The sequence below is a fragment of the Cyclobacteriaceae bacterium genome (assembly GCA_025808415.1).
Classification (GTDB): domain Bacteria; phylum Bacteroidota; class Bacteroidia; order Cytophagales; family Cyclobacteriaceae; genus UBA2336.
The window spans coordinates 3,130,433-3,147,192 of sequence record CP075525.1 but is presented as its reverse complement, the minus strand read 5'-3'; the positions used below and the strand labels follow the sequence as shown (position 1 = coordinate 3,147,192).

Genomic DNA, 16,760 nt, shown 5'->3' with positions numbered 1-16,760 from the left:
CCCAAATTTGGGTGTATAAGCGAAACTCAATCACCAAAACTTATCCCCAAGCCCTTGGCGGCTTTTACCAAAAAGGAGTCTTTGTTCACGAAATTCGATTCGCGCGTGGCCTCTTCCAGCGATACATAACTAATGTTGTTGTTTTTCAACGCAACCATTTTTCCAAACTCACCATGGATGACCAATTCCATCGCCTTAACCCCAAACAAGGTTGCCAGCACCCGGTCGAACGCGGTGGGTGTTCCGCCACGTTGTATGTGGCCTAAAACGGTTTCCCGTATCTCGGCCTGGCAACCGGCATCTTTCAATTGCTGCGATAACTGAAAGGCCACACCGCCCAGCCGCACATGCTCCGATCCTTTTTCCCCGCTGCGCGCTACAATGGTTCCGTTTTTTGGTTTGGCACCCTCGGCAACTACAATGTTCACAAACCCTTTTCCGAATTTATAACGGGCGTCAATGCGCTTCACCAGCTTATCAATTTCGTAAGGTATTTCAGGTATCAGGCATATTTCTGCGCCCCCGGCAATGGCGGTGTGTATGGCAATCCAGCCTGCATCGCGCCCCATTACTTCCATAATCATTACCCGGTGATGGCTCTCGGCCGTGGTCACCAGTTTGTCGAAACTATCGGTGGCAATCTGAACTGCGGTTTGAAAACCAAAGGTCATGTCGGTTGCCGACAGGTCGTTGTCGATGGTTTTAGGTACGCCAACGATATTCAATCCCTGGTCAAAAAGTGCTTTCGAAATTTTCTGCGAACCATCACCACCAATATTGATCACAGCATCAAACCCAAGTTTTTTTATTTTCGTGATCAGTTCTTCCGTGCGGTCAATTTCTTTTACGGAGCCATCTTTTTGAACGATGGGGAATTTCATCGGGTTTGCCTTATTGGTTGTTTTAAGGATGGTGCCGCCCTTTACATGAATGCCCGCTGTTTTGCGCTGGGTTAACCGTATTATTTGCTGAGGTTCGTTGAGCACACCATTAAAGGCCTCAATGCTTCCGTATACTTCCCAATTCTTTTCTTTTCGCGCGCGTTTGGCAATGCCGCGTATTACGGCATTCAACCCGGGGCAATCACCACCACCGGTAAGCACCAGTACTTTCTTTTTTTGTTCTTCCATGGAGTTTGTTGGTGTGCCCTGTGGCACAACACAGGTATGTAAAGTACGCTGACAAACTTCAATTGTCAACAGCAGCCGCGCGTTTTAACCGATCGTTAATGGCGCGGCCAAGGCCAACCTCGGGAAGTAATTCCGCCAGGATAATGTCCACGGGCATCTTATCGAAATCGCGAAGGTATTGAAAGAGGTTTCGTGCGGCTTCTTCAGGGTCTTTGCCGGGCGAAAGGATGCGCTGATAAGGTGAGTTGAAATCGCGCGCAAAACTAAGTATGCCTGCTGTGTGTGCCGGATAGTGTTGCAGAAGTTCTTCTATTTTACCGATGATCAGCGGTTTGCCCGGGGCATAGTGGCTTTTAAGCTGACCGGGTGCCAGTGGATTTGAAGTTGAGTGTGTGTTTACTTTCAGTTTTCCCGTAACGGCTTCAATGCGTTCCAGGCTTAAGCCACCCAGCCGTAACACTACCGGGTCATCGCCCTCAAAACCTACAATGGTTGATTCAATACCGATGCTGCATATCCCACCGTCCAGTATGTAGCTGATGTTGTTGCCGAGTTGTTCATTTACATGTTGTGGCGAAGTGGGGCTGACATAACCGAACGGGTTTGCGCTGGGCGCAGCCAGTGGAAACGATAAGGAAGTGAGCAGTTTACGGGTGAGGTGATGGTCGGGACTACGGAAGCCCACCGTGTTCAGCCCTGAAGTAACCAGTGCCGGAATGGTGTCATCTTTTTTTTCCAACACCAGTGTCAGGGGACCGGGCCAGAACAGTTGTGCCAGGCGCTCGGCTTTTTTAGGAATATGGGTTACATAATTTCGGGCAAGTGAAAGTGCAGGAATGTGCACAATTAATGGATCGAATTGGGGGCGGTTTTTTGCGGCAAAAATTTTTGCCACGGCCTCAACATTAAGTGCATTACCTGCCAAGCCGTAAACGGTTTCCGTGGGTATGGCAACCAATTCACCCTGTGTGAGCAGGGATGCTGCTTTTTCAATGTCCGTACCGATTTCAGCCATGCGTGTGTAAAACTAAAATTAATTCACAATGATCCACAAACCTATCTTCGGCAAAGGCAGGCATTTTACCTGCGATCTTAAACCATCACTGAGATGCCCGGCCAAAGGCTGGCATGGCATTTTGGTACGTTTACGGATCATCAGAAATTGATTTGTCATTTTATAGGTTACGAAAGCCGTTCAACATAAATTTCAGGCAACCACGGAGACAAGGCACATCCTAATGCAGTATGTAGGTATATTTAGCCAATCAACTTAACCCATTGCGTTATGAATAACAAAAACAGGAACATTATTAAGGGTATAGCCGTGCTGCTGGTTTTACTGGCGGTAATGATGCAGATGAATTGGGTGGTGATTCCCGCCCTGGTGGCTTACAAATTCTGGCTGGTGGTTATTGCCTTTGGCATGGTGCTGGTGGCTTCGAAGTAATGCTTTGTTTTTTTGATCATTCGGGCAATCGAAAAATTATTCTCCGCGAGCGTTAAAATGTCATCAAGTGCAAACCAGGCCACTTGATTGGACTCAGTGGATACCAGTAGCGGTTCGTGCTGACTGGCCTGAAATATAAACCGGATGTCAAAATGAAGGTGTTCACGGAAATCTTTACGGGCAGGTATTGTGTGAATGTCTATGTCGAAAAAGTTTTCTGTTAACAGGCAAAGATTTTTAAGGCCAGTTTCTTCCTGTGCCTCGCGCAGGGCAACCGCAAAAATATTTTCGTCACCATCGGCATGCCCACCCGGCTGCAACCATTTGCTTAGCTTGGCATGGTGTACAAGCAGGGCGTGCGAACCTGTTTCGTTTACGATCCATGCCGAACCGGTGAGGTGTCCCGGTAAGTGATCGCGAAAGAAGCATCGCGGTTGTTGGAGCAATTCCAGGAATGGGGTAATAAAAACTGCTTCTTCGGGGTAAGAAGTTTCGTAAACTGTGAGGTTCGCAAAAAGCCTTTCGCGTGATCCTAGGCTCATTGAATCACTACGGTAACCTTGTTTATTTTTTTTGCCTCAAGCCTGCCGGTTTGTTCCCCGCCCCCGAAATTATTGGCGCCATCTTTTTCGGCCAGTATGAAGTAAGAGATAGCTTTTAAATCTTTAAAGCGCACCACGCCTTTATCATCGGTTGTACCTTCTGCAGCTGCATTTTTTTCTTCTTTATAGTCATCTTCCCGCTCAAACAGCTTTACGGTAACGCCCGCTTCGGTATTACCCAACTCGTTACGAACGGTAATGTGAATCTGCGTTTTAATGATCTGTTCCATTACCGTTGAAAATGCTGGAAAGAAAACAACAAGCGCGAAAAGGATAAGCAGTTTTTTCATGGCACTTAAATTTTATGGTTTATACTTGTTTGATGGATTTTTGTGTGTTTGTGCTTATGTGACCCAACAGGCTGTAATTTTTCTTACCCCGAAAACATAATGGCACTAATAGTAAAATTGTTGAAAGCATTATATTCAGGAACACGTTCGAAAATTAATAAACATATTTCCGGAAAACCAGTTATTTCAGGTCGTCAGCTGATGGTTTACGATAATTGACCTTGTGGCGGTCGAGTAACATGAATTGTTGCGGCAGGCGCTGCACAAAGCTATCCCAATCCCGTTTTTCTTGTGGCGACCAAACCACTTCGGCCAGTGCCAGGGCACGCGGGTAAACCATGTACTCCACATGGTCAGTTGTTTTAATGTATTCAGTCCACACATTGGCTTGTGCGCCCAATACATTGGTGTGTTCATCCTGGCTTAGTTGTGCAGGGATAGGCTCGTAGTGATAAACTTTTTTAAGGGGGGTATTACCGCCAATGGCTACTGGTTCATTGGCGGGTTCACCCTGGTAGTGATCAAAGTAAAGTGCAAAGCCGGGCGTCATCACCACATTGTGGCCTGCCTGGGCGGCTGCAATACCTCCATCTTCTCCGCGCCAACTCATTACCGCAGCATGGGGTGCCAGGCCGCCTTCCAGTATTTCATCCCAGCCAATAAGTTTTCGCCCCCTGGCATTCAAGTATTTTTCAATGCGTTGTATAAAATAACTCTGCAATTCATGTTCATCGGCAAGGGCTTCAGCCTTCATTCGTTCCTGGCAAAGCGGGCACGCCTGCCAACGCACTTTCGGGCATTCATCGCCCCCTACATGGATGTATTCGCCCGGAAAAAGTGCCAGCACTTCATCCAAAACATTTTCAAAAAAAGTGAACGTTGATTCTTTGCCGGCACAGAACACATCATCAAAAACACCCCATAAGGTAGCGGCTTTGTAAGGTCCCCCGGTACAGCCTAATTCAGGGTAAGCCGACAGTGCGGCCAGTGCATGGCCCGGCATTTCAATTTCAGGTACGATGGTAATGTGGCGTTGTTGTGCGTAGGCCACAACTTCTTTTATTTCTTCCTGGGTATAATAACCACCGTAGCGTTGGCCATCGAACGTATGGGGCACATCGCTGTAATGCCCGATCAGCGTTTCGTCCCTGTAGGCGGCCACTGCGGCAAGTTTCGGATACTTCTTTATTTCAATGCGCCATCCCTGGTCTTCGGTTAGGTGCCAGTGAAAAGTGTTGAACTTGTATTGCGCCATCAGGTCAATGTAGCGTTTGATAAAATCTACGGGAAAGAAATGCCGGCAAACATCCAGGTGTAACCCGCGCCAGTTAAAGCGTGGAAAATCGGTGATGGAAAGCAGGGGTACTTGTAATCCTGTCGGATTTTCCTGAACGAGCTGAATCAATGATTGAATGCCGTAAAATAAACCGGAGGCACTGGTCGAGAAAATATCCACACCATCGGCATTGATAACCAAACGGTAATAACCTTCGGGCAATACTTCTTTAGAAACAAAACTGCGCAGGGAAACCGATCCTGTTGAGTCGCTGACAATTTTAGCGGGCACTTTTTGGGTAGTGAAAAAATCAACCAGGAAAACAGCGGAGGAAATTTCATCCGGATTTATGGCCGATATGGTAACCGTATCCGGAAGTGTATAATGGCCATGGGTAACATTTACAGAAACAGGTAGGGGTACAATAGTGACAGCCGGAGAAGGGGCTTGTTCTTCCTTTTTGCCTTTACATGCCGCAACCAGAAATAGTATTAATGTGATGGTTAACCTGAGACTATAGTTTGCCATGCTGAGTGATTGAATAATCACTCATATTCGGAAAAAACAGGAAGATTAGCTAAAGGAAATGAACGATCTTTTTTAGCGTAACAGTACGACACCCCCGCGTTTTTCCTGTATGCCGTCCTGCGGTCGGTATGCGCTTTTATACCGAACCACATAGGTATACGTTCCTGCCGGCACCAGTTGGGCAGCATTGTTTTTATACCCGCCATTCCACTTGAACAACCTGTCGTTCGATTGATAGATCATCTCGCCCCAGCGGTTAAAGATGAAAACCTCAAAACCGGTATCATCAATAAAGAAGGTGAAAATCCCGAACGCACTGTTCTCACCAATGGAACTTCCGGGCCTGAAGGCATTGGGCGCCACAATGCGCGGCCTGCACTCTTCGATCACATCGGTTTGGTCATTGCTCACGCAACCAAATGAATTCGTAAGGGCAACACTGTATAACCCGGGCTCATCGACCAACAACGTTTGCGTGGTAATGCCCAGGGGTACTCCTCCCTGGAACCAATTGTAACTGATAAATCCGCTTCCCGGATCAAGCGTGATTTCACGTGTATTAGGATCGGGGTTGGCATCGTTGTTACAGATTAATGCGCGCTGAGGCAAGGCACCCGGTGTTGTGGGGAAGAGTATGATTTGATTTTCAACAAAGCGTGAACAACCGGGAACGGTACCAGTAACCCGGTAAAGCCCACCAATATTTCTTACTAAAGTAGCATTGGTGGCACCGGAAATGTTAGTGCCATCGACAGCCCATTGAAATGCAGTGCCGCCTATGTTGCTGGTAGCGGTGAGTGTAAACGGTGAACCCGTGCAAGGCGTTGTAGTAGTCATGGTAAGTTGCAGGTTACCCGCAACATTAACCGGTTTAACAGGCGAAAAGAATGAGCAACCCGAAGCCGTGTTTCGCACGATAACACGATAGTTCACGCCATTGTCAACTGGGTTTGCCAAGATAGATACGCCACCCGGAATCGGGTTTCCATTACGTTCCCACTGGTAGGTATATGTGCCGGGCTGATTGGTGGTAGCGGTGAGCGTAACCTGATCGGCACAGGCATCGGTTTGGATAAAGTCGGCTGTTACATTGTTGTTTACGATCACAACAATATTTTGTGTGGCCGGGCAAAAGCCTGCATCGGTAACGGTTACACTGTAGGTTTGCGATCCTTGCGGAGGGGTTGCCGTTATGGAAGGAATGTTGGTGGCGCTGGTAATGTTTGGTCCTGTCCAGCTAAAGCCTGAGCCTCCGGTTACGGTTAATGTAACAGGGTTTGTGCAACCATTCGTGGCCACCGTAAAAGGAACCTGTGGATCGGAGACTACCGTAATGTTTTCTGTAGTAATGCATCCATCAGCATTTACCTGTATAATATAACTGCCGGGGACAGGTACGGGAAGCGTACTAAAGTTTGCTGTGCCCAGTGGAGTGGCAGGAATAGTAATAGTACCCGTACCTGAATTGGTGACAAAATAGGTAGCGGCACCAATTCCTACTATGCCGGTGGTTTGCACATCAATGGCAACCGGATCGCACGTTGGTGTTTGTGCCAATGCACTGGTAATATCAATGGCATTGTCGTTAATGCCAACCGTGGTGATGGTGGCACAACCTGAAACCTGATCGGCAACGGTAATTCCATAAGTTCCGGCACCCAAAGCAGTAAGGCCAGGATTTACAACCGGGCCAACCGGTCGGTCTACGTCCTGAAGCGAAGTAGAAGGGCCGGTAACGAAGTAGGTAAACAAACTTGCCGGTGAGTTAATGGTTAGTGCAATTTGTCCGGTGTTCGTTCCGCACGCTGCCGTGTTGGATGGAACTGCTGTAAAGGCCGGTGATTCATTAAACGTGAAGGTAACATTATCTACCACGGTACATGCCGTAATGGGATCGGTTACACTAACTTCGTAGGTAAAAATTCCCGGTATGCTGGTATCAACGGGTTGTGTTTGTGCTGTTCCTGCCGGAGCGCCATTAATGGTCCAAACATAAACGGCTCCCGGGTTTGATGCATCTAATGGAAATACGGTAGTACCCTGACACAGGGTTTGATCAGGGCCTAAATCAACAGGCGGCCGATTGTCAGCCACTATTAACGAGCCTGCCGAAGTACAACCACTTACGGTATTGGTAATGGTTACACTAACGATGGATTGCCGGTCCACCAAAATGGTGCGGGTAGTTTCTCCGGTCGACCATAGAAAGGTGAGGTTGGGCAAATCCGGGTTGGTGGGCGGTAGCGCTTCAAGCAAAAGGCTGCCGTTGCAAATAACAGGTTGTAGCACACCGGCCGGCAAAAATGTTGGGTTGGCAGGAGGCGGGAAAATGGTAATGGTTTGTGTCATTGTGGTGTCAAGCCCACAACGATTAAAAACTCTGAGTGTTACAACATAATCCCCTGCTGCGGCATACGTATGTTGTACCTGCGATGAGTCTGATCCAAAGCCATCGCCAAACGACCATTCAAATTGATCGATTGGATCGGTACCAAAACCTGTGAATAATGTTGGTTCACCCAAACAAAATCCGGCAATGTCCATTCCTGCAGGTTGTATAGGATTACCCACGTTCTGTATAAAGTTGGGTAGCCCTAATCGACTTTGCGTACCACCGGCCAGGGCAAATCCATTTACATTAAATGTGGAAACCAATAGCGTGTCAGGATTAATAGTAATTGTACCGAGCGTATTGCGATTGTTAACGGCTACATAAATCTGTCCATTTGGGCCACGCTGTATCGCGCCCAGCTCTTCGTTTATATTGGCCAGTGGAGGTGTAATCAATTGCGGGTTGCCCTGGTAGTCGATATAAAATTCACGAATGGCAGAAGGTGAGCCCAGAAGTGTTGCAAATATTTTATTGCCTGCAAACTCAACACCGTACACCTGGCCCGTGGCGCTGTTCAGGTTGGCCGTGCGAAAGTTGCTTACCCTTCCACTGGCATTATCAAAATCAAAAATCTCCAATACGTTTGAAACTCCCGGGTTGGACAATGCAACAGCCAAAAGATTTCCCCCGCCAAGTTTCATGTAACCGTGACCAGTTTCCGGGGCAGTTAACACATGATCGGAACCAAGGCTGGAAATGACAGGATTACCAATACCCTGCTGGCTGATGGGATAGGCGCGAAATGAATTGTTTCCGTACTCATGGGCTATCAACCAACCGGCATTGCCGGTAATTCGCTCGGTGCTTCGTGAAAAGAGAAGTTGATTGTATTCCACAATACCGCCATCTCCACTGTTAAGTTTTATATCGAACAAAGAATACCGTAATTCATAGGTGCCGGTTCCGTGAACCTCTTGCGTTGTGAAAATATAATAGAGTGTTTCGTCCCCCTGCACCGGAATGATCAAAGCCGATTGTGTTGACCCGGGCTCGCCACCCAAGCCTGGCGGCATCGGGGCCGGGGTAATCTCCACATCGTTGCGATCAAAAATGCGTGCGCCATCGGTTGAGAAAATTACCTGGCCATTGCGATCACTGATTACGGCAACACCCTCCGGACTGTTAATTGGACCGGTTATGGCTACTGGTGGAGGGACATTAAAATCGATACCCGCATTTTGCCCAAAATACCAGATGTTCGATCGCTGGTCCTGCAAACCATACTCGCGCACATTCACACCTGCATAGGCCTGGCAACCGGTGGCATCAGTCACTACTACATAGTAGTACCCCGCAGAATCTGGTGTGAGCACCGTGCCCACATCGCCATTCGACCAAATAACGGAAACAGGTGTACCGTTTTGAATATCAACTGTAATGCGCATATCATCGCTGGTGTCGTTAGGGCACGGAGGTATGCCGTTGTTGATGGGCAATTCGCATTTACAGGCTGTAGTGTCGGAAACAAGGTTAAGCTGAAGATCAAATTGCGTTAAGATAACCGGGTTAGAAGCGGTTACGGACTGGCCATTTAAGAAAGCAGTTACTGTAGCCGTGAATGATCCACCGTTTTGATAGGTATGCACAGGGCTCCAGGCTGTTGCCCCGTTGCCGTCACCAAAATCCCAAACTAAACTATCGGCACCGGGTGTAACCGTGGGGTAAAATGAAACCGGTGAGTTAGAACATGTACCTGCGGTTACAAACGAAACTGTCAGGTTGAGATCAAACGAAGGCGAGAAAGACGGGAACTGTGTTCCGTTAATATTCGGATTTGCAGGAAAGGCAATCGGTTGGTATTGCACTAAGCTTGCAAGGCTGTCAGTGTCCGAAAGTCTGCCAATCAAAAATGGTCCACCACCCGTTGCCTGGTAGATGTGATAAATTGTTGTGTCGGGGGCAATTTGTAAACCATAGCTTTGGTTTACGGGCAATGGTAAAACAAGGGCCAGCGTTACCGAAGGGTTAAGCAAATCAAACTGTAATACCTGTGCATCAGCACCTGAATCGTTTCTTCTGGAGAGGTAAAGGAACCTTCCTGACGGGCTCCACTCCGTGTCATAAAGGGCTCCGGCAATTGGACTGGCAGAGTTTAAAACAAATTGATCGAACGAAAGGGTACCGGTGGCATCATCAAAATCAAGGATGGCAACATTCCGGTTAACGGATAATGGAGTAACGGCAATTTTTCCGGATGCAGGATGATAGGCAAAGTTACTGGCCGAAATATCCAACCCTCCTGTAAGGTTTGGAAAAGTGGTGTGGGTAAATACCCCCGCAGGTTGTACATGGGTTACGGTGTAATTATCGGTGCCGTTAACATGAGTAATCAACCAATAGTCTGTTCCGTTGTCGTGTGGAATAACGATCATCGCTTCCGAGCGACTGTTGGCAGCTAACCCTACAGGTTGGTTTTTGGTGGTGACATCGCCAGTGGGTGGCGCAGGGAATATCGAGTTACCAAAGGCTGTCATGTCCACAATGCTGAACACGATGCTTCCACCGGCTATACCGTTGGCGCTGTTGGTAAAAATATAGTATTGGTTATCAACGCCTGGTACGGGGCAAATGGCTACGGGCTGATTGCCTGAAGTATTGCCCAACAACCCTGTTCCATTGGGCATGGGTGCAGGGTTAGCGCTGATGTCGTACACGCGCGATCCATCGGAATAAAACATCAGGTCGGCATTGATGGGGCTGGAGGCAACCGCACTGCCCCCGGTACCAAAAGGTAACTTTTGATTGGTGACAATACTGGGAGTATTATCCGATCGGCTAAAGCGAATGGCCGAAGTACTGTTTCCAAAATACCAGTTGTGTCGCGAGAAGTCTTGTGCTGATACATCGGCACCAAACCCTACGCACACTATCAAAACCAACACGCGTACTTTCTGTATCACCCTCATGGTTATCTCACTATGTACCTTAAACTAAGTTTAAATGTGGTAAACGGTCAATTTCTAAACGCCCAACCATCGCTAAAGTATACAATTTGCCTAAAAATATCGTTAAGAATCAGAAAAGGAGGTTGTTTGCCCGCCTGTTGTTTTTTAAGTTTCACGAATCGCTTTAATTTGCCACGATGCCAAATCATAAAACAATCAGTAAGCCATTTTTTTTGCTCCTTGTTATCGGGTTGTTAATGCTTGCTGCCAAAACAGAAGTAACTGCACAGGACCCACAGTTTTCGCAGTTTTATGCAGCGCCACTTTACCTTAACCCAGCGTTGGCAGGCGGTACCGGTCAAGCCCGTGCAGGGATCAATTACCGCAACCAATGGCCGGCTATTGATGCCAACTTCACTACCATGTCGGCTTACTTTGATTATTTTATTGAAGATAAGCGCAGTGGGGTAGGTATAATTTTAACCCGCGATGTGGAGGGACTTGCCGGATTGCGTTCCCTTAACGTGGGTTTGCAGTACTCATACGAGCTTCAGTTTTCAAAAAACCTGGGCTTCAGGCCGGGTGCTCAAGTGTCACTTTATAATAGAGATATAAATTTCAATAAGCTCACGTTTGGCGATCAGTTCGATCCCACAACCGGTCAATTGATTTCCCCTTCCACAGCCGAACAGTTTGTGACCAACTTTAGCAAAACTTTTGTTGACCTTTCATTGGGTGGCGTGTTCTTTACCAAAACAGCATGGTTAGGCGTGGCGGCTTTTCACCTGAACCAACCTAACCAGTCGATTGTAGATGAGAATAGTCCGTTGCCGATCAAGTTATCGGTGCATGGTGGGTTTAAATACAAAATGAAGCCCGGGGTTAAGGGCAGTGGATTGTATGCTCAAGAAGCAGAGCGGAGCATATCCCCGGCCTTTCAATACCGTCATCAGGGTCAGTTTGATCAACTCGATCTTGGTCTTTATTATACGGCCGAGCCGTTGGTGCTGGGATTATGGTATCGCGGTGTTCCGTACAAACAGGTGAATGGCTTTGTTAATAATGAGTCGATTGTATTATTGCTGGGCTTCACCAACATTGGCGCAAAACAAGCGCTCAATATTGGTTACAGTTATGATTACACCATTTCCAAACTGGGTGCCGGAAGCGGTGGGGCGCATGAGTTCAGCCTGGTGTACACCTGGCCGATGCGCGACCCGCGCAAGCCGCCACGGGATAAATTGATTATCCCGTGTCCGGATTTTTAAATTTCAGCCACTTACATAAACTAATAGCAAAGGGCATCAAATTTTTGGTGCCCTTAATTTTTTTTCGATAGTTTTCACTTCTTGAATACGGTAAAAACTAAATCACAATCACCTTGAAACGAAGAGATTTTGTACAGTTGGCGGGGCTGGGTATAGGTGGCATGCTGGTGCCTTTCCCGATGATAGGCAATGCTGTTTCCCTGGATGTACTACTTGCCCCGCGTATAAGTGTTGCACAGAAAAAACAATTGGCTGACGTAGCTTTAAACACAGCAAGGTCGTTAGGCGCTACGTATGCCGATGTGCGCATTGGCCGGTACCTGAACCAGTTTATCACTACGCGTGAGAACCGCGTACAGAACATCACCAATACCGAATCATTCGGTACGGGCATCCGTGTAATTGTAAACGGCACCTGGGGCTTTGCCGCCACCAATAACGTTACAGATGATGGTATACGAAAAGCCACACAACAAGCTGTGGCCATCGCGAAAGCGAATTCAAAATTTCAGAAAGAACCTGTAAAGCTGGCGCCAACACCCGGATATGGTGATGTTACCTGGAAAACGCCCATTCAAAAAAATGCATTTGAAGTTCCGGTTTCCGAAAAAGTAGAATTATTGCTGGGCGCCAATGCGGCTGCCTTAAAGAACGGTGCCACCTTTGCCAACGCCAACCTCTTCCAGGTAAATGAGCAGAAGTATTTTGCATCGACCGATGGATCGTACATCGATCAGGATGTGCACCGCATTTGGCCAACCTTTACAGTTTCTGCCATTGACCGGGCTTCCGGTAAATTTAAAAGTCGCGATGCTTTGAGTGCTCCGATGGGCATGGGGTATGAATACATGATACCGAAAGCTGTAGATAAAGTTAAAGGTCCTGCGGATGTGATGTTGTACCGGAACAGTTATGACATGATTGAAGATGCTACCCTTGCCGCAAAGCAGGCAAAGGAAATGATAAACGCTAAATCAGTAGAGCCGGGCAAATATGATTTGGTGCTTGAGCCAAACCACCTGGGCTTAACCATTCACGAATCGGTAGGCCACCCGTTGGAACTTGATCGGGTGTTGGGCTACGAAGCAAACTATGCCGGAACAAGTTTCGCTACGCTGGATAAGTTGAAGGCAGGCAACTTTAATTATGGAAGTAAGCTTGTTAACATTTTCGCAGACAAAACACAACCCGGTTCATTGGGCGCTGTTGGTTACGATGATGAAGGTGTGAAATGCAAGCGTTGGGATTTAATTAAAGATGGAATACTGGTTAATTACCAGGCCATCCGCGACCAGGTGCATATTATTGGTCAGAATGAATCGCATGGATGTTGTTATGCACAAGGCTGGAGTGATGTTCAGTTCCAACGTATGCCAAACGTTTCGTTAGCACCCGGAAAAGACCCGTACACCATCGATGAAATGATCAAAGATGTAGAGAAAGGAATTTATATAGCAGGCCGAGGATCATACTCCATCGATCAGCAACGCTACAATTTTCAATTTGGCGGAACAGTATTCTACGAAATCAAGAATGGAAAAATTGAAGGCATGCTTAACGATGTTGCCTACCAGTCAAATACCCAGGAATTCTGGAACAGTTGTGTAAAAATTTGCGATGAACGCGATTACCGCATGTTCGGCTCGTTCTTCGATGGAAAGGGCCAGCCATCACAAGTGAGTGCCGTTTCGCATGGCAGTTCAACTTCGCGGTTCAACGGTGTGAACGTAATTAACACAGGCCGTACAATTTAAAACCACCACTATGAAGAGACGGGATTTTATTCAATTGGCGGGTATGAGTGCAGGTGTTGCCATGCTTCCATTTGGGGCATTTGGTCAACCTGTAGATATTGCTTTCTTGTTAACACCACGACTTGATACAAGTCAGAAAAAGCAATTAGCCGATGTGGCGCTCAACACCGCTAAATCCTTAGGCGCCACCTACACCGATGTGCGCATCGGGCGCTACCTGAACCAGTTTGTGACAACACGCGAACGCAAAGTTCAGGGCATTATAAACACCGAATCGTTTGGTGCCGGTGTTCGGGTGATCGTAAACGGTACCTGGGGCTTTGCAGCCAGCAATGATGTTACGGCTGATGGTATCAAGAAAACTACCGAGCGTGCTGTAGCCATCGCAAAGGCCAATTCGAAATTTCAGAAAGAGCCGGTTAAACTGGTTCCTGTTGCTGCCTATGGTGAAGTGAATTGGAAAACCCCCATTAAGAAGAATGGATTTGAAGTTCCAGTAAAGGACAAAGTTGACCTGCTGCTGAATGCGAATGCAAAAGCCATGGAAAAAGGGGCGAGCTTTGTCAATAGTTTAATCTTTTTGGTGAACGAACAGAAGTACTTTGCTTCCTCTGATGGCTCGTACATCGATCAGGACATTCACCGCACCTGGCCGAATTTTTCCGTGTCCATGGTTGACCGCGCATCGGGACAGTTTAAAAACCGTTCAGCCTTCAGTGCACCGGTAGGTATGGGCTATGAATACCTGGATGGAAAAGCCGAAGATAAAATACAAGGACCGGGCGGCATCATTCTCTATAATAAATCATACGACATAGTAGAAGATGCAACCATGGCAGCTGAGCAGGCTAAGCAGATGATTGCTGCTAAATCAGTTGAGCCCGGCAAGTACGACCTGGTGCTGGAGCCATCGCATTTATGGCTCACCATTCACGAGTCGGTTGGCCACCCTACCGAGCTTGACCGTGTACTGGGCTATGAAGCCAATTTTGCCGGCACAAGTTTTCTTACTAAAGATAAGTGGGAGTCGAAGAAGTTTCAGTTTGGAAGCAAGATCGTAAACTTCGATGCCGATAAAACCGAAGTGGGTTCGTTGGGTGCTGTCGGGTATGATGATGAAGGGGTAAAGTGCAAGCGCTGGCATCTGATTAAAGATGGTATACTGGTGGACTACCAGGCCATCCGCGATCAGGCACACATTATAGGCTTAAAAGAATCGCATGGCTGCTGTTATTCACAGAGCTGGAGCGATGTTCAATTCCAACGCATGCCCAATGTTTCGCTGCAACCGGGTAAGGATAGGCTAACGCCCGAACAGATGATTTCCGGAGTTGAGAAAGGAATCTACATTGTTAAAGATGGCTCCTTCTCCATCGATCAGCAGCGTTACAACTTCCAGTTTGGTGGTGTGCTGTTTTTCGAAATCAAGAATGGAAAAATTGAGGGTATGTTGAAAGATGTAGCGTATCAGGCCAACACGCAAGAGTTCTGGAACTCGTGTGTTCAGATTTGTGATGAACGTGATTACCGGTTGAACGGAGCCTTCAACGATGGTAAAGGTCAGCCCAGCCAATCCAATGCAGTTTCACACGGATCGGCAACAGCACGCTTTAACGGAGTGAATGTGATCAATACTGGAAGAACAATATAATTCGAAATTCAAGGTTCAAAATTCAAGATTGAACAGAACCTTGAAGCAATCGACAACAATAAAACTGAATATTGAATTTTAAATCCTGAATTAATCATGGCAATACTATCTAAAGAAGAAGCAAAGAAGATATTGGAAAAAGTGATCAGCTTTTCCAAGGCCGATGGCTGCGAAGTTACCCTGAACGGAAATGATGGGGGGAATATCCGTTATGCGCGTAACAGCGTATCAACAGCCGGTGAAGACAGCAACGTGAGCCTGGGTGTATCATCTTACTTTGGTAAGAAATCCGGTTCGGCCACCATCAACGAATTTGATGATGCATCGATTGAACGAACCGTAAGACGTTCAGAAGAGTTGGCGCAACTGGCTCCTGAGAACCCGGAGTTTATGGAACCGCTTGGTCCGCAAACCTATGGTCCTGAGTCCAAAACATTTTCAGAAGCCACGGCCAAAATTAACCCCGATTACCGGGCGCAAGCAGCGGCCAACAGTATTAACCCGGCAGCCGCAAAAAATATTACCGCAGCAGGTTATTTAGAAGACAACCGTGGCTTTACCTCCATGATGAACAGCAAAGGTTTGTTTGCCTACAACCAATCTACCAGTGTTGACTTTACCGTGACCATGCGCACCAACGATGAAACCGGCTCGGGTTGGGTGCAACGTAACTTCAATGATGTGAGTAAACTCAACACTTCTGAAGCGTCTAAAATTGCGATTGATAAGGCGTTGCAATCCCGCAACCCGAAAGCCATTGAGCCTGGCAAGTATACCGTAATCCTTGAGCCCAACGCAGCCGGTGATTTGATCAACCTGATCTTTGGTAGTTTGAATGCGCGCACGGCTGATGAAGGCAGGAGCTTTATGTCGAAGAAGGGCGGTGGTACAAAATTGGGCGAAAAGATTGTTGATGAACGCGTAAACATTTACACCGATCCCTGGAATGACGATGTGCCCGCATCACCGTGGGCCGGTGGCGGAGGTGGTGGTTTTGGCGGAGGCGGTGGTGGCGGCATTGGAGGCGGGCTGCCGAGAAAGAAAATGGAAATCATCACCAACGGTGCTGTAAAAAACCTGGTGTACGATCGTTACTGGGCGGCACAAAAAGGTGTTGAACCGGTGGCGTTTTTTGGTAACCGGATTATGGAAGGTGGTAAGGCATCGCTCGAAGATATGATCAAGGACACTAAACGCGGTGTGCTGGTAACCCGCTTCTGGTACATCCGTGCTGTTGATCCGCAAACCTTGCTGTACACCGGGTTAACCCGCGATGGAACTTTTTTTATTGAGAACGGGAAGATCAAACACCCGATCAAAAATTTCCGCTTCAATGAAAGTCCGATTATTATGCTGAACAATTTGGAGACATTAGGCAAACAGCAACGCGTAAGCGGCTTTGGCGGAGGCTCATTAATCCCGGCCATGAAAATCCGCGACTTTACGTTCAGCAGCTTGTCGGATGCGGTTTAGCCTTTGAGTTAAATTGATTTATGGCGCTCAAAGTCATCATTTGATTATGGTGGTTTTGAGCGTT

General features: G+C 47.4%; 11 protein-coding genes. 5 read left to right on the top strand and 6 right to left on the bottom strand.

The features are described from left to right. Positions 1-26: 26 nt before the first annotated feature. A complete protein-coding gene (locus KIT51_13965; protein UYN85965.1) occupies positions 27-1,130 on the bottom strand; it encodes an ATP-dependent 6-phosphofructokinase in 1,104 nt (367 codons plus the stop codon). Positions 1,131-1,188: 58 nt separating this feature from the next. Then, a complete protein-coding gene (locus tag KIT51_13960) occupies positions 1,189-2,145 on the bottom strand; it encodes a threonylcarbamoyl-AMP synthase (GenBank protein ID UYN85964.1) in 957 nt (318 codons plus the stop codon). Positions 2,146-2,415: 270 nt separating this feature from the next. Between KIT51_13960 and KIT51_13955 the strand changes: the two genes are divergently transcribed. Continuing rightward, positions 2,416-2,577, top strand: coding sequence for a hypothetical protein (locus tag KIT51_13955; GenBank protein UYN85963.1), 162 nt, complete (start codon positions 2,416-2,418; stop codon positions 2,575-2,577). On the opposite strand, the gene KIT51_13950 is transcribed toward KIT51_13955, so the two are convergent. From KIT51_13950 to KIT51_13935, 4 genes are all read right to left on the bottom strand, one after another. Then, entirely contained in the window at positions 2,520-3,119 is a 600-nt protein-coding gene (locus KIT51_13950; protein UYN85962.1) for an NUDIX hydrolase, read from the bottom strand. The two genes, KIT51_13955 and KIT51_13950, sit on opposite strands and share 58 nt — an antisense overlap. Further along, a complete protein-coding gene (locus KIT51_13945; GenBank protein ID UYN85961.1) occupies positions 3,116-3,469 on the bottom strand; it encodes a hypothetical protein in 354 nt (117 codons plus the stop codon). The genes KIT51_13950 and KIT51_13945 overlap by 4 nt, the downstream gene beginning before the upstream one ends. Before the next feature lie 181 nt (positions 3,470-3,650). Continuing rightward, positions 3,651-5,273: a beta-N-acetylhexosaminidase gene (locus tag KIT51_13940; GenBank protein UYN85960.1), complete on the bottom strand. Its 1,623-nt coding sequence runs from the start codon at positions 5,271-5,273 to the stop codon at positions 3,651-3,653. Positions 5,274-5,345: 72 nt separating this feature from the next. Further along, a complete protein-coding gene (locus KIT51_13935) occupies positions 5,346-10,571 on the bottom strand; it encodes a gliding motility-associated C-terminal domain-containing protein (protein UYN85959.1) in 5,226 nt (1,741 codons plus the stop codon). A gap of 176 nt (positions 10,572-10,747) precedes the next feature. On the opposite strand from KIT51_13935, the gene KIT51_13930 reads away from it, so the two are divergent. The 4 genes from KIT51_13930 to KIT51_13915 all read left to right on the top strand — a co-directional run bounded on the left by KIT51_13930 (position 10,748) and on the right by KIT51_13915 (position 16,696). Continuing rightward, positions 10,748-11,818 carry a type IX secretion system membrane protein PorP/SprF gene (locus KIT51_13930; GenBank protein ID UYN85958.1) on the top strand — a complete coding sequence of 357 codons (1,071 nt, stop codon included), beginning with the start codon at positions 10,748-10,750 and terminating at the stop codon, positions 11,816-11,818. Positions 11,819-11,931: 113 nt separating this feature from the next. Next, positions 11,932-13,572: a TldD/PmbA family protein gene (locus KIT51_13925; GenBank protein UYN85957.1), complete on the top strand. Its 1,641-nt coding sequence runs from the start codon at positions 11,932-11,934 to the stop codon at positions 13,570-13,572. A 10-nt stretch (positions 13,573-13,582) separates the two neighbouring features. Beyond that, complete coding sequence (locus tag KIT51_13920; GenBank protein ID UYN85956.1) at positions 13,583-15,223, top strand: TldD/PmbA family protein; 1,641 nt, start codon at positions 13,583-13,585, stop codon at positions 15,221-15,223. A 96-nt stretch (positions 15,224-15,319) separates the two neighbouring features. Next, positions 15,320-16,696: a TldD/PmbA family protein gene (locus KIT51_13915; protein UYN85955.1), complete on the top strand. Its 1,377-nt coding sequence runs from the start codon at positions 15,320-15,322 to the stop codon at positions 16,694-16,696. Positions 16,697-16,760 lie beyond the last annotated feature (64 nt).